We start from the raw sequence: 13,152 nt of genomic DNA, 5'->3' as shown, positions 1-13,152 counted from the left end.
GCAGACCCAGGCCCTGTGATGCGGAGCTCRGTGAAGGTCRGCGATYGGCYTGCAGAAGAGTCCCTGGCGAGCGGTGAGGGAATGTGGTTCAAGCAGGCCCTKCCTGAYCCGCGAAYCGCCAGGTCTTCAACACCGGCACGAGCGCTGCCGCAGCAATCGTGACCATGTGCGCGGTCCCGCGMCCACCCTTGAACGCGACCACGAGCTCCGGACGACCCTCGCGCAGCATCTGAGCGTTTCTGATGGGCAYAGCACGGTGCTGATAGCGATCCCAGTCTGCGCGGTACGTGACAACCTCGATGCCTCGTGCYATGGCCCATCGGCGCGCGAGGTGGTCTACACCSGTCGCACCCCCTTCGATCAGGAGAGTGATGGGTTGGCGCGCATGAACGCGATCGAGGACATYCACGATGAACGCCCAGTCGTCGTAGTTGCGTCCACCACAGACAAGTACCCTCATGCTGTCAGTTCAGCATGAAGAACGCCCAGTTCCGCGTATGGGCATTCGCGTCTGTGCGTTGCGGTGGTCTTTTCATGCTTTCTGCTTAATGATGGAATCGCCAAAAAGCAAACCCCGCCAAAGCGGGGTTGGGTGAATTTGCACTGACTGGCGTTTTCGTGATGATAGCCTCGATGGCCGCGATCTAAAAGACCTTGAAAAAATCGCGTGGTTCATTCACCCTTCGACCGGAGCTCATAGACGGGCTCGTCGTTCGCTGCAGCTCACGGCTTGTCCACCACCGCGTCCTCCGCTAGTCGATCGTTGATTGAAGTGCCAGCCTGTCAGCCGCAATAACCGGCCCCTCACCAAAACCGCCACCAAGGTCGTCAGCCTATCGGCATTGCGGCCAGCGGTGCGGAGATGGTGGTGGCGCTGGAAAGACGGTGCGGGGTCTCCGATCCAAAGCGAGGGCTTCGTGAAGTGCGGCTTGGTCGCCGTGCGTTGCTTGCAACCGAAGTGCCTGGCAGCGCGGAAGAGTTCGTCCTCTGAAATGTCGGTCGGTTGGTCCATTCGGACATTTTGCGGGGCGCTTTCAGCACAGAAAATTGGTGCGCGTTTCGCTTGATCCGCGGGTCGAGCTGCATCGGTGCAATCGCTTCGGCGGTAGCGCCGATTGTCGTCGTGGAGCGGCGCCTTCGGGCCCGAGCCACCTTCGCCTTGGGCTCCTTCGGCGGCAGCGGCTCCGCGGTCATGGAGAGCCGCTCCGCCGGGAACTGCCTCATGAACTCCATCGAACGCTCGGGCGGCGCGTCGAGCCATTAGGCTTGCCACTTGCTCGAAGACTCGTGCAATGGCGACCTAATGGTGGATCGATCCTGTCGATCAACCGTCGACCACCTCAGACAGTGATGAAGACCACGGATGGATCAGGCCAGAGGCCTCTTCTCGGACAAAAGTGGATATGACCGCTGATACGTTCTGGTGAACGTGCTCAAGGCATGTAGCGCTTTCTCGGGATCGTGCCCCTCTTTCAAGACAAAGCTATTGAATCCACAGCGTGCCAGGTAGTGCACCGTGTCGATCAGCACATCGCCCACCGCCCTCATCTCTCCATGCCATCCATACTCGCGGCGCAGTCGCTGGGCGAGCGAGAATCCACGACCGTCCGTATAGACCGGAAAGACGATGGCGATGAAAGCGATGCCTCGCAGATCAAATTGAAAAATGCGGTTGTCAGCTGAAGACAGCCCCGAGATGTCGTCGTCAGGCTGCACCTGAATTCCGACCGGATGTCGCCTGGAACGTAACGCCTCGCGATACTCGGCCCAAGTCGAAAGGGTGACCACCCACCCAGGCTCATCGGGCGGTGTCAATGTGGCAGCGAGTTCCTCATCCTTCGGGTCGAACAGGCGTGTCTCGTCGCGCACGACCAAGCCGTCACGGAGCATGTTGGGGCCGCCGGCTCCCACGACATGCTCATTCACCTGCCGCCTCCAAACGCATTGCCCGGCCGGCGCTCGCATTGGATGGGGGCGGATCACTGTAGACGGCCGTCTTGAAAACGTCGATACCAAGTCGATCCACCACATCGACGAACCGCTCGACCTCGCTGTCACGATGTGCCAGATAAGTGTTGACTAAGCGCTCGATCACATCCGGTATCTGGTCTCGCGCAAAGGAGGGCCCGATGATCCTTCCGATGGCCGCACCGCCGCCACGGACCGTTGAACCCCCACCGGATGCGCCAGCGGCCCCGTTTTGTCGACCCCCGATCGTTACCTGGTACCACTCTTCTCCGCCTTTGTCCACGCCGAGCACGCCGATGTGGCCCACATGATGGTGCCCACAAGCGTTGATGCAACCCGAGATATTGAGATCCAGGTCACCGATGTCGAACAGATGATCGAGATCCTCGAAACGCTCCTGGATCGCATTGACGATCGGGATGGACACCGCGTTGGCCAGCGAACAGAAGTCCCCGCCAGGACAGGAAATGATGTTGGTCAACAGCCCGACGTTCGGCGTGGCGAGGCCAAGGACGTCCAGTTCGCGCCAGAGCTGAAAGAGCTGGTCGCGCCGCACGTCGGCGAGGATCAGGTTCTGTTCATGGGAAACGCGGAGTTCACCGAACCCGTGCCGATCCGCGAGGTCGGCAACAGCATCCATCTGGTCAGCAGTAATGTCGCCTGGCGGTACGCCGGTTTTCTTGAGCGACAGGGTGACCGCAGCGTAGCCCGGCACGCGATGGCCATGCACGTTCTTGCGCAGCCATCGGGCAAATTCAGGATTCGTCAAGGCGAACGACTCGCACTGGTCATCCACATCGGCGGCGCCAGGATCGTAGGATGGCCACGTGAACCGCGCAGCAATATGCGCAACATGCGTGTCCAGAATGGTGTCGGGGCCATCCTTGATGCGCTGCCACTCCTGATCGACCTGTTCGGCGAAGACCACGGGCGTGAGATCCCTGACCAGGATCTTGATGCGCGCCTTGTACTTGTTGTCCCGCCGGCCGTGCAGGTTGTAGACGCGCAGCGTGGCCTGGAGGTAAGTGAGGAGGTGCGGCCACGCCACAAATGGGTTGATGAGCTTGCCGACGATCGGCGTACGGCCCATGCCGCCCCCCACCCAGACGCGAAAGCCGATCTGGCCATCTTGCTCGACTGCCTGCAGCCCGATGTCGTGCACCCCAACGGCGGCCCTGTCGGTCAGCGCGCCACTGACAGCAATCTTGAACTTGCGCGGCAGGAACGCGAACTCCGGGTGCAGCATGGACCATTGGCGGATCAGTTCGCACCAGACGAGCGGGTTGATCACCTCGTCCGGCGCGATGCCCGCGAGATGGTCAGTGGTCGTGTTGCGGATGCAGTTGCCGCTGGTCTGGATCGCATGCATCTGGACCGTCGCCAGTTCGGCCAGAATGCTCGGCACGTCTTCGAGCCGAGGCCAGTTGAACTGGATGTTCTGCCGCGTGCTGAAATGACCGTAGCCGCGGTCCCAGCGCCTCGCCACATGCGCCAGCATTCGCAACTGCTTGGTGTTGAGCATGCCGTAGGGAATCGCCACCCGCAACATTGGCGCGTGCCTCTGGATGTAGAGGCCGTTTTGCAGCCGGAGCGTGCGGAATTCGTTCTCCGTCAGTTGTCCACCAAGGAAACGACGCGTCTGGTCGGCGAACTGCACGACCCGCTGCTCCACCAGTTGCTGATCGATCTCGTCATACACGTACATGTCAGATTCCTTGCGTTGGAGGGTTGAGGTTGATTGGTTCGGCGTGCGCGCTGGTCGATAGCGCTCTACCGCTGGCCATCGTTGACTCTGATGTCACTTGTCGCCAGGCCACCCACTCTCGGATGAACGCGACCACCGTTGGACATGACCAGCGCGAACAGGATCTCGTTGGGGCGCGGCGCATCCTGGATTCCGATCTCGGCGGAGGTGAAGTGGCTGCGCACGTAGGCTGCGCGGACATGATGAAGCGGAACCATCAGCCGATAACCCATGCAAGCCACGGCCTTCACGGAAGGAACGATTGCTTTCGGTTCGCCCAGTGCTTCCCGCATGGCCCAGCCCCCCGCCTCGTGCCAGACCGCGCCATGCTCCATCTCTCCATTCACTCCAACGATGGCTGCCTTCCCATACGCCTCGACCTGGTCCGTTCCGAGCGTCCTGACCAGCTCCTCGGCAAGGCTCTCGCCGAGCGGCATGACCGATTCCATGAACTCGAATAGATCGGGCTCGAAGCGGCCCGCGTAGGGGTTGTTGATCACCGCGCAGGCTGCTGCCACGAGAATCGGTCGGCTGACGGGAGGTCCTCCTTCATGGAAGATCATTTCGATGCTGAGGCTGCGTTTTCGGATGTTGATGATCGGCATGGAAGTCAGAAGAGGTCCGTGCCACGCGGTCGCCTCGACACGGTCGCGTGGTCTGAAAAACTGTTGATGGTCGAGGGTATGGCCGCATGCCTTGACTGAACAGCATCAGTGGTCGGCCCATAAACCAGAGCAGCGAATTCCCGCCACGGCGCGCGGGATGCCGCCACGATATCGGCGGCTGCCGCGCATCACCCGATGTGTTCTCAGTCAACGTCGCTTGGATGGCTCCGGGCGCTAACGTGAAAAAGAACCCAGCGTAGCCAGCATCAGATGGGCCACACCCTCCTTGGAGCCGATCGTGGCGATGGCCTCCGTATCCGGATCGATGTCTACGCCATAGCGGTCGCGATACCAGTGCGAGATGGCGCGGCGGAGTCGCGGAATTCCCCTGGAAGTTGAGTAGCTGGACATCGCGGTGGAGTTCTTCACGCCGGGGCCGCCAGACACCGGCGCGTGGCCCTGGCTCGACGAGGGCCCCTGGCCCATCAGTCGAATCATGTACAGCACGCCGGCACCGAACACGAAGAGATAGACCGCGGCGAACAGGGCAAGCGTAAGGGACAGCTCCACTTGCCGTGAGGTGTGGCCGCATCGACGGTTCGCATGAGCCCGTACACCTTGGCAGGTGAATAACGCCTGCCGATTCCTCGCGAGGAGGCATCGCATCGATGAAGGCAAGGCGGCATGAGACCCCCTTTGCGTTCAACCGGCCGCGACCAATCTTCCCAAAGTTGCCAGCGCCTGCTCGCTGCGCGCGTCCCATGCATGCCCATAGTTCAATCGCAGGCAGTTTGTGAACGCCCGACTGGCGGAGAAGATCGGCCCCGGCGCCACGCTGATCCCTAGTGACAGCGCGTGCCGATGAATCATCAGCGCGTCGACGCCCTCTGGTAGCTCGATCCAAAGAAAATACCCACCCGCGGGGCGTGTCGCCTTGGTGCCTGCCGGGAAGTAGTGTCCCACCGCCTCGGCGAAAGTGGCTTGTTGCGTGGCAAGGGCACGGCGGAGCTTGCGCAGATGCTTGTCGAAGCCGCCGCGTTCCAGATAGGTCGCCAGCGCGAGTTGGACCGGAGCGGACGCGCTCAGCGTCGTCGTAAGTTTTTGACGTGCGACAGCCTTGGTATAACGCCCCGGCGAAGCCCAGCCGATGCGGTAGCCCGGCGCCAGGCACTTCGAGAACGAGCAGCAGTGCAGCACCAGGCCCTGCTCGTCGAAAGCCTTTGCGGGCGCGGGGCGCTTGTCGCCGAAATAGAGTTCGGCATAGACGTCATCCTCGATCAACGGGATGTCGTGGCGTGCCAGCAGATCGACCAGGTCCTTCTTCTTGGGCTCGGGCATCAGGCCGCCGAGGGGATTCTGGAAGGTGGTCATCAGCCAGCACGCCTTCGGCTTGTGCCGCGCGATCGCGTGTTCCAGCGCGGCGAGGTCGATCCCTTCGCGGGGGTGGGTCGGAACCTCGATGGCCTGCAGCCCCATGCGTTCCAGCGACTGCAGCGCAGCGTAGAAAGTCGGCGACTCCACGACCACCGAATCACCCGGACGGGTCACCGCCGCCAGGCAAAGGTTCAAGGCTTCCAGCGCGCCATTGGTGATGACGATCTCGTCCGTATGCACCTGCATGCCGTCGGCCAAGTAGCGCAGCGCGATCTGGCGCCGCAAGGCGGCGTTGCCCGGTGTCAGGTCGTCGACGGTGCTCCACGGGTCGAGCGACTGCGCGCTGGCGGCCATGGCCTGACCGAGGCGGGCCAGCGGGAACAGCATCGGACTCGGAAATGCCGAGCCGAACGGAACGACATCACGTGTCATGCTCGATTCGAGAATCTCGAACACCCGCTCGCTGACATCGACGGCGATCGAATCGTCCTTGGGCTGTGACGTCAGGTCAAGTTCGGGTGGCACACGTCGCACGCCTGCGGATACGTAATACCCCGATCTCTCCCTCGCTCGGATCAGGCCGCGCGCTTCGAGCAGGTAGTACGCCTGGAAGACCGTGGAGGCGCTGACACCCCGGCTGGTGCTGGTGTGCCGCACGGAAGCCAAGCGATCGCCGGGACGCAGCACACCGGTGCGGATCGACTCTTCGACATCGGCGGCAAGTGCCTCGTAGCGCTTCATCACAAGCCTTTCACGCACAGGAGTGGCAGGGTCATGGCGCCGCAGTCTGATGTGCTTTTTCTTGATTCTATCGACACGTTTGAATCTGCGCTTATCTAGGAATTTTCCTATCGCGCAACGCCCATACTGAACACATCTGATCTGCTTTTTTGACCGCTAACTGGTGATTCACTGTCTGAGCGATCCTGCCTAGCATCATGGTCAACCGTCTTCCCGGTCTGCATCCGATCGAGGGAAGACAGAAAGAGCACATGAACCCCACCGCCCTGCTGCTGGCCACATTTCTGCTGTCGATCACCGGCCTGTTCGCGTTCATCTGGTCCTTGCGGAAAGGTCTCTTCGACATCGAATCGACTGGTGCCCGGACCATCTTTTCTTCTGGAGAGATCGGGCTGCCCGAAGAGCCCTCAGCCAGCGCGGAGCAGCGGCGCCGGCTGGAAGAAGTGACCGCCGTTCATGCGCGGCCCGCGCAGGGCATGGCGTCCAGCGAAGCGGCTGTCCGTGAGGCCGCGGATCGCTCCAGCGCGTTTCCGGCCTTCGTGCTCATTGGTTCCGCTGTTGCCTGGCTGATCGTCGCTTCCGCAGCAGGCCTGCTGACTTCGCTCAAGCTCCACTGGCCAGATCTGCTGACCGAGCAGGCCTGGCTCACGCTGGGCCGGCTGCGCACGCTGCATCTCAACGCAGTGGCCTATGGCTGGGCGCCGCTGGGTCTCCTGGGTCTCGCGATCTGGATGCTGCCGCGCCTGCTCAAGACGCAGTTGGAGGGTGGCCGACTGGTCATCGTCGGTGCGGTGCTCTGGAATGCAGGTCTGATCGCGGGACTGGGCGCGATTGCCATCGGCTTGAGTGCTGGCATGGAGTGGCTGGAGATTCCCTGGCAGATCGGTGGCCTGTTCGCCGTGGGCGGCATGCTGATCGGCCTGCCGATGGCGCTGATGCTGCAGCGCCGCCAAGCACACCACCTCTACGTGTCCGTGTGGTACATGGGCGCGGCGCTGTTCTGGTTCCCAACGCTTTACATCGTTGCCAAGATTCCTGGCGTGCACTTCGGGATCGAGCAGGCGACGATGAACTGGTGGTTTGGCCACAACGTCCTGGGATTGTTCTACACGCCGCTGTCGCTCGCCAGTGTCTATTACTTCCTGCCCAAGGTGATCGGCCGGCCGGTGCGCTCATACAACCTGTCGCTGCTGGGCTTCTGGACGCTGGCTTTCTTCTACGGCCAGGTCGGCGCCCATCACCTGATCGGCGGACCGATTCCGGAGTGGCTGATCACGCTCTCCATCGTGCAGAGCGTCATGATGATCATCCCGGTGATGGCGTTTTCGCTCAACCAGCATCTGACGCTCAAGGGCCACTTTGGCGCCCTCAGACACTCGCACGTGCTGCGCTTCATCTTCTTCGGCGCGGTCATGTACACGCTGGCCTCGCTGCAGGGTTCGTTGGAGGCGCTGCGCTCACTGAATGCCGTCACGCACTTCACCCATTTCACGGTGGCGCATGCGCACCTGGGCATGTACGGCTTCGTTTCGATGGTGATCTTCGGCGGCGTGTACTTCGCGATGCCGCGAATTCTGGACACTCGCTGGCCGCAGCCCGTACTGATCAGCCTGCACTTCTGGTTGGTCGTGGCGGGCTTCGCGGTCTACATGATCACGCTGAGCATCGGCGGCATCCTGCAAGGCTTGATCCTCTTGGATGCTGCACGACCCTTCATGGACTCGGTGGCCGTCTCGTTGCCATGGCTCCAAGGTCGCTCCATCGGCGGCGCATTAATGACGTTGGGACACCTCGTGTTCGCCTGGCATGTCGTGTTGATCACGGCACGCTCGGGCGTGTTCACCCAAACGGATCGGATCGCGGTTCAGCCATCTGCCGAGGCTGTCTGAAATCATGGAAAACGAACTCAAACTCGTCAGCGGCGCGATGATTACGCTTTCACTGGCTACCGCCGCGATGATCGTCGTGCCCTTTCTGCAGTTGAAAGACGAGCCGGCGCCAACGGCACTGAAGCTCTACACCAGCCAAGAACTGCGCGGCCGCGCGGTCTATATGGCCAATGGCTGCATCGCCTGCCACACGCAGCAACCCAGCACCACGGGTGCCGGCATCGCGGACGCACGACGCGGCTGGGGCCGGGCTTCGGTCGCCGGCGACTATCACTACGACGAACCACCCCTCTTGGGCACGATGCGCACAGGGCCGGACCTCTTCAATATCGGCGTCCGCCAGCCCAGCGCAGACTGGCACCTCGGCCACCTCTTCCAGCCGCGCGCTTATGTGCCCGGCAGCATCATGCCGGCCTACCGCTTCCTGTTCGAAGTCAAGGACGAAGGTACGGCGGCCAAGGGCGAGCGGCTGGTGACGCTGCCGCCCGGAACCGTTCCTCTCGGCAAGACAGTGGTCGCCACGCCGGAGGCGATCGACCTCGTGGCCTACCTGCAAAGCCTCAAGCACGAGTATGCCGTGCTCACCCCGGCGCAGGCCGAGGCCGTCACGCGCATGCTGCCGGCCCGCCGCGCAATCGAGCCCCCGGCGGCGCCAGCCTTGTCGCCCCAAGACGCCACAGGAAAGAGCAATGCAGCAACCTCAGCAAAACCGTAAGAGCGAGAACGCCGATCCGCACGAGCAGTACAACCCGGTTCCGCGCGTGGTGCTCTGCCTGGCGCTCGCCCTTGTCGTCTGGGCCGTCGCCTACATCCTGATGGCGCGGCCCGACGGGCTGGCCGGCCTGGGCGACCAGCGCGTGCCCGACACCCTGGCCCAAGGGACCGCGCCGGCGACAGGTGCTGCGATCGATGGGCGGCAAGTCTTCGTCTCCAAATGCCAGGCCTGTCACCAATCGGCGGGGCAAGGCCTGCCCGGCGTATTCCCGCCGTTGGCAGGCTCGTCGTGGGTCAAGGGTCCGGCGGAGATTCCGCTGCAAATCGTGCTGCATGGGCTGAACGGGCCGATCGATGTTGCCGGGGCAACGTACAACGGCTCGATGCCCGCTTTCAGCGAGCAGATGAACGACGCCGAGCTGGCCGCCGTGCTGAGCTTCGTGCGCAGTGAATGGGGCAACGCAAGCCCGGCTGTCGACGCGGAAGTGGTCCAGGCAGCACGCAAGAGTGCCGAAGAACGCACGCAGCCGTGGCCAAACATCGAGGAACTCCAGATGTTCGTTGCCACCGGCGGATCCAAGCCATGATGAAAGACTGGCGCACTTTGGCATCGACGACGCTGGTCGCCGTCCTTGCACTGTGCGCCTTCGCTGGCGTGACCCATGGCTTCACTGCAGTGACCTCGGATGGCGTGCGTCGCTCGGACATCGCCAGCAACCCTCGTGTGTTGCCCGACATCGCGCTGGTGGACTCGTCGGGACAAATGCTGTCGCTGAGCGATTACGGTCGACCGGCCGGCCAAGTCACTTTCGTAGCGCTCGCGTACGTGCGCTGCCGAACTTTGTGCCTCACGAGTGCCGCGGGCCAGTCCTGGTTGCAGGGCGAGATACGCTCTCGCGGCCTCGGCGGTCGAGCGCGACTTCTCACGCTGAGCTTCGATCCAGCAAGCGACACACCCGATGTGCTCGCGGAACACGCGCGGCGTCTTACCGCAGACCAGGACCTCTGGCGATTCGCCACCGTTCGAAAGACGGCCGATCTGCGGGCCATGCTCGACCTATTTGGCATCGTCGTCCTGCCCGACGGGCTGGGTGGCTATTCCCACAACGCGGCGCTCTTCGTAGTCAGTGAGGACGGTCGATTGAGCCGCGCCTACGACATCGAGCGCCCGGATATCGCGCTGGCCGACTACCTGCGCAAAGCGGAAGAGAGGTGAACTTCCCGATCTGCTTGAAGGCCAGGGCGCGCAGCAGCACCCCGGGGCTGTTGCTGGTCGTGATGGCATGCGTGCATCCTTGGCTCGAGCAGACCATGGCGCGKCACATGGGACTGGAACTGCCCGCACTGTTTCTCCTCGGCTGCTTCGCCGCGGCCAGCGCGGGCAACAGCCTGAGCCGTGCCATCGCTCCATGGAATGTCAACGGCGTGCCGGGCTTGTTCTTCGCGCTGTCCGTCACTGGTTTCTGGATGGTTCCGGCTGCGCTCGACGCGGCGGTGCTGCACGTTGGCATGGCGATGGTCAAGGTGGRGAGCCTCATCGCGGCTGGTGCGCTGCTGCGCGCATCCTGGTCTTCCGCGGGGCTGATCATTCAGGCTTTCTTCGTCCTGAACTGGTTCTGGATGACGCTGGCAGGAGGTCTGCTCTACCAGGAGGCGCCGCAGCAACTATGCAGTGTCTACCTGGTCGACCAGCAAAGCCAGGCCGGCAGGGCCGTGGTGATCTGGGCAATGGCCGGCCTGGGCGCTTGGCTGTGGCTCATCTCGCTGACAGCATTGTCAGACGATGCTCTTTCGTCGCCTTCGGTGCCGCTTCCTGATCGATGCGCCAAGCCGCGTCCATGAAAACGCGGATCAGCGCATGCTGTGCCCGAGCGAGCGACCCTGATGCAGACAGCTTCGGCGCTGCAATTTCCTGTCTTCGTCGACGGGGAGAGCTACGACGGAACGCCCGAGAGGCATCAACGTGCATCGAGTCCTGCTACGCCGCACCACCTAACTGATACCAGGCTACACCATCCTCATCGATCTCGCAGCGGGCCTCGCCTCGATGCACAAGGTAGTTCAGGCATGCGACGCTCTCACCGGTGGCCATGCCCAGCAAGTTGACATCCGCCTCACCGATCGCGCGGGCGAACAGCGAAGCAAAGACATCGACCACGCGTTTGGGAGTAGCCAGAGTCCGTCGAAGGCGCTCGATAGCGCGGTCCTGACCCGCTTCCAGTGACTCGAGCCTGGCGTGCAGTCCACGGAAACACTCGTTGTGCGCAGGAAGCACCAAGACGTCGTCGGGAACCTCGCGCCTTACTTTCGCTAGCGACGCATACCAGTCGGACATCGGATCCGCGTCCGGCTCGGTCGGATAGACCGATACGTTGGACGATATTCTGGGCAGTACCTGGTCGCCGGAAATCAGGACCTTCAGCGCCGGACAGTACAGGCAGGCATGCTCGGGCGAGTGGCCATTGCCCACCACGACGCGCCAGAGCTGGGCGCCAATGCGCACCTCTTCGCCGTCGTGCAGGCGGCGATAGCTGTCCGGCAACGCATGGATGTATTTGCCAAAGTTGCCGAACCGCACGCGGTAGTTTTCGATCGCCGCGGAGCTCCAGCCGGCGCGCCGGTAGAACTCGATGCCTTCAGGCGGCGCCTCGCGGCCGGTGTCGGAAACCATCACGCGGCAAGAGAGGTACTCGAGCCGCGTCATCCACAGACGGACCCCGAATTTGCGCGTAAGCCATCCCGCCATGCCGATGTGGTCGGGATGCATGTGCGTGATGAACACCCGGGTCAGCGAGCGGGTGTCTGGCGCATTGGCGAACAACTCGCGCCAGACATGTACGGATTCCTCGGATCGCAATCCCGTGTCGACCAGGGCCCAGCCATTGCCGTCGTCGAGCATCCACAAGTTGATGTGGTCCAGCGAGAAGGGAAGCGGCATTCGGATCCAGTGCACGCCTGGGGCCACTTCAATGCTGCGCCCTCGCTCCGGCGGTGCGTCGAAAGGGTATTCCAGCCTCGCCTTGGCCGGGGGATCAACGTCTTCGAGTCCATCGGACATAAGTACTCCTCAAGTTCCAGATTGGCGCCGCCACTTCGCGCCGATGCCACGCAGCCGGGCACGGAGGGATGCGCGTTCTTGCCATCGGCCAGGCGACCCTCGATCTCCCACAGGCCATCGGGGCGCAGACAGCCCTTGCAGCTGACCTGGCGATCGTAGACCAGGCGTCGTGCAAAGTGTCGACCCGCTGCGGAGCAATTCATCTGGCCGAACGTGAAATTTCCTTTCGAGACTGCAACGACGGCAAAGCAGGATTTGCCAAGCGACGAACCGCGTCACTTTCCGACCCCGTCTAGAAGCCGCAAAAGCGCGTAAAAAAAGCGCGTAAAGCTTGTCACCGGCTCCCTCGGTGCGCGCACGCGGTTCTCTGCGGCATCCGGATCGGCGTAGCCGAGCGCCATGCCGCACACCACCATCAGGTGCTCGGGGACGGCCAGCGCTTCGCGAAGGATGCTGGGGTACACGGTCCAGGCGCGGGCAGCGAGCATGATGTTCTGCATGAACATGCCATCGACCCAGCTGCCTCACGCCATCCGTCGATCGACTGTGAAGACGAGTCCGTCAGGCGTGTCGAAAAAGTTGAAGTTGCGAGCGTGCTGTCGATGAATCGCAGCCTTGTCCCCCTGCCGAAGACGAAGGCGTCGAGCAGTTCGCCCGAAGGGCCCTTCGCATAGCGCGAGGTGTAGTCCGAGAGTGCGCCCGCTGTCGGTACGCCGCAGACCAGCGTGTTGGCCGTGGCGTTGCTGCGATCGTCCAGGTGGTTGTAGGCATTGTCGTACCACGCGGTACCGCTTACCCGAAAGCCCTACTTCTTGCCGACGACGAGATCGAGCTCGCTCAGCAGGTCCAGGCGGTTCGCGATCAGCGAGTGAAGCTGAAGTTGCGGTCGCCGTCATCGAAGTTCGGCTTGCCCAGGATCGCGCGGTCCTGCCCCTGCGTGCGTTGGCCCAGGTTGTAGAGCAGCGAGTGAAGCTGAAGTTGCGGTCGCCGTCATCGAAGTTCGGCTTGCCCAGGATCGCGCGGTCCTGCCCCTGCGTGCGTTGGCCCAGGTTGTAGAGC

The 13,152-nt window shown here is 62.7% G+C and carries 13 protein-coding genes and 1 pseudogene; 5 read left to right on the top strand and 9 right to left on the bottom strand.

All coding sequences use genetic code 11. The features are described 5' to 3' along the window. Positions 1–88: 88 nt before the first annotated feature. The 6 genes and pseudogenes from AC1DY5_RS20520 to AC1DY5_RS20495 form a co-directional block, all read right to left on the bottom strand. Entirely contained in the window at positions 89–460 is a 372-nt protein-coding gene (locus AC1DY5_RS20520; RefSeq protein ID WP_478114281.1) for a DUF2493 domain-containing protein, read from the bottom strand. A 908-nt stretch (positions 461–1,368) separates the two neighbouring features. Continuing rightward, positions 1,369–1,890 carry a DUF934 domain-containing protein gene (locus tag AC1DY5_RS20515; RefSeq protein WP_478114285.1) on the bottom strand — a complete coding sequence of 174 codons (522 nt, stop codon included), beginning with the start codon at positions 1,888–1,890 and terminating at the stop codon, positions 1,369–1,371. A 28-nt stretch (positions 1,891–1,918) separates the two neighbouring features. Next, entirely contained in the window at positions 1,919–3,673 is a 1,755-nt protein-coding gene (locus AC1DY5_RS20510; RefSeq protein WP_478114279.1) for a nitrite/sulfite reductase, read from the bottom strand. Positions 3,674–3,738: 65 nt separating this feature from the next. After that, positions 3,739–4,317 (bottom strand): amino acid synthesis family protein, encoded by a 579-nt coding sequence (locus AC1DY5_RS20505; protein WP_478114278.1) that lies wholly within the window; start codon positions 4,315–4,317, stop codon positions 3,739–3,741. 252 nt (positions 4,318–4,569) lie between these two features. Then, positions 4,570–4,719: pseudogene (locus AC1DY5_RS20500) on the bottom strand (alanine transaminase); the annotation flags it as partial. 300 nt (positions 4,720–5,019) lie between these two features. After that, on the bottom strand, positions 5,020–6,432 hold the full coding sequence (locus AC1DY5_RS20495) for an aminotransferase-like domain-containing protein (RefSeq protein WP_478114276.1): 1,413 nt from the start codon (positions 6,430–6,432) through the stop codon (positions 5,020–5,022). A gap of 251 nt (positions 6,433–6,683) precedes the next feature. On the opposite strand from AC1DY5_RS20495, the gene AC1DY5_RS20490 reads away from it, so the two are divergent. Genes AC1DY5_RS20490 through AC1DY5_RS20470 form a run of 5 tightly spaced genes read left to right on the top strand, consistent with a single transcriptional unit; the run spans position 6,684 to position 10,877 of the window. Further along, entirely contained in the window at positions 6,684–8,321 is a 1,638-nt protein-coding gene (locus AC1DY5_RS20490) for a cbb3-type cytochrome c oxidase subunit I (RefSeq protein ID WP_478114275.1), read from the top strand. 4 nt (positions 8,322–8,325) lie between these two features. Next, positions 8,326–9,036: a cbb3-type cytochrome c oxidase subunit II gene (locus AC1DY5_RS20485; RefSeq protein WP_478114273.1), complete on the top strand. Its 711-nt coding sequence runs from the start codon at positions 8,326–8,328 to the stop codon at positions 9,034–9,036. Beyond that, the gene (locus tag AC1DY5_RS20480; protein ID WP_478114271.1) at positions 9,011–9,622 is read left to right on the top strand and encodes a c-type cytochrome; all 612 of its coding nucleotides are present in this window, start codon (positions 9,011–9,013) and stop codon (positions 9,620–9,622) included. Before AC1DY5_RS20485 ends, AC1DY5_RS20480 begins: the two co-directional genes overlap by 26 nt. Beyond that, positions 9,619–10,251 (top strand): SCO family protein, encoded by a 633-nt coding sequence (locus AC1DY5_RS20475; RefSeq protein WP_478114269.1) that lies wholly within the window; start codon positions 9,619–9,621, stop codon positions 10,249–10,251. The genes AC1DY5_RS20480 and AC1DY5_RS20475 overlap by 4 nt, the downstream gene beginning before the upstream one ends. Then, on the top strand, positions 10,248–10,877 hold the full coding sequence (locus AC1DY5_RS20470) for a hypothetical protein (RefSeq protein WP_478114267.1): 630 nt from the start codon (positions 10,248–10,250) through the stop codon (positions 10,875–10,877). The genes AC1DY5_RS20475 and AC1DY5_RS20470 overlap by 4 nt, the downstream gene beginning before the upstream one ends. A 136-nt stretch (positions 10,878–11,013) precedes the next feature. On the opposite strand, the gene AC1DY5_RS20465 is transcribed toward AC1DY5_RS20470, so the two are convergent. The 3 genes from AC1DY5_RS20465 to AC1DY5_RS20455 form a co-directional block, all read right to left on the bottom strand. Next, positions 11,014–12,093, bottom strand: coding sequence for an MBL fold metallo-hydrolase (locus tag AC1DY5_RS20465; protein WP_478114265.1), 1,080 nt, complete (start codon positions 12,091–12,093; stop codon positions 11,014–11,016). Positions 12,094–12,368: 275 nt separating this feature from the next. Then, complete coding sequence (locus AC1DY5_RS20460; RefSeq protein WP_478114264.1) at positions 12,369–12,599, bottom strand: nitroreductase family protein; 231 nt, start codon at positions 12,597–12,599, stop codon at positions 12,369–12,371. Further along, positions 12,509–12,850, bottom strand: a complete 342-nt coding sequence (locus tag AC1DY5_RS20455) for a hypothetical protein (RefSeq protein WP_478114283.1) — start codon at positions 12,848–12,850, stop codon at positions 12,509–12,511. The genes AC1DY5_RS20460 and AC1DY5_RS20455 overlap by 91 nt, the downstream gene beginning before the upstream one ends. Positions 12,851–13,152 lie beyond the last annotated feature (302 nt).

It is taken from the genome of Variovorax sp. P4_D9, assembly GCF_056401695.1.
Note: the sequence above shows the minus strand (reverse complement) of the source record. Positions and strands in the feature narration are given on the sequence as shown.

Coding starts and splice junctions, on each gene's coding strand:
- AC1DY5_RS20515 (WP_478114285.1), bottom strand. CDS start 1,890: ATGCTCCGTGACGGCTTGGTCGTGCGCGACGAGACACGCCTGTTCGAC.
- AC1DY5_RS20510 (WP_478114279.1), bottom strand. CDS start 3,673: ATGTACGTGTATGACGAGATCGATCAGCAACTGGTGGAGCAGCGGGTC.
- AC1DY5_RS20505 (WP_478114278.1), bottom strand. CDS start 4,317: ATGCCGATCATCAACATCCGAAAACGCAGCCTCAGCATCGAAATGATC.
- AC1DY5_RS20495 (WP_478114276.1), bottom strand. CDS start 6,432: ATGAAGCGCTACGAGGCACTTGCCGCCGATGTCGAAGAGTCGATCCGC.
- AC1DY5_RS20490 (WP_478114275.1), top strand. CDS start 6,684: ATGAACCCCACCGCCCTGCTGCTGGCCACATTTCTGCTGTCGATCACC.
- AC1DY5_RS20485 (WP_478114273.1), top strand. CDS start 8,326: ATGGAAAACGAACTCAAACTCGTCAGCGGCGCGATGATTACGCTTTCA.
- AC1DY5_RS20480 (WP_478114271.1), top strand. CDS start 9,011: ATGCAGCAACCTCAGCAAAACCGTAAGAGCGAGAACGCCGATCCGCAC.
- AC1DY5_RS20475 (WP_478114269.1), top strand. CDS start 9,619: ATGATGAAAGACTGGCGCACTTTGGCATCGACGACGCTGGTCGCCGTC.
- AC1DY5_RS20465 (WP_478114265.1), bottom strand. CDS start 12,093: ATGTCCGATGGACTCGAAGACGTTGATCCCCCGGCCAAGGCGAGGCTG.
- AC1DY5_RS20460 (WP_478114264.1), bottom strand. CDS start 12,599: ATGTTCATGCAGAACATCATGCTCGCTGCCCGCGCCTGGACCGTGTAC.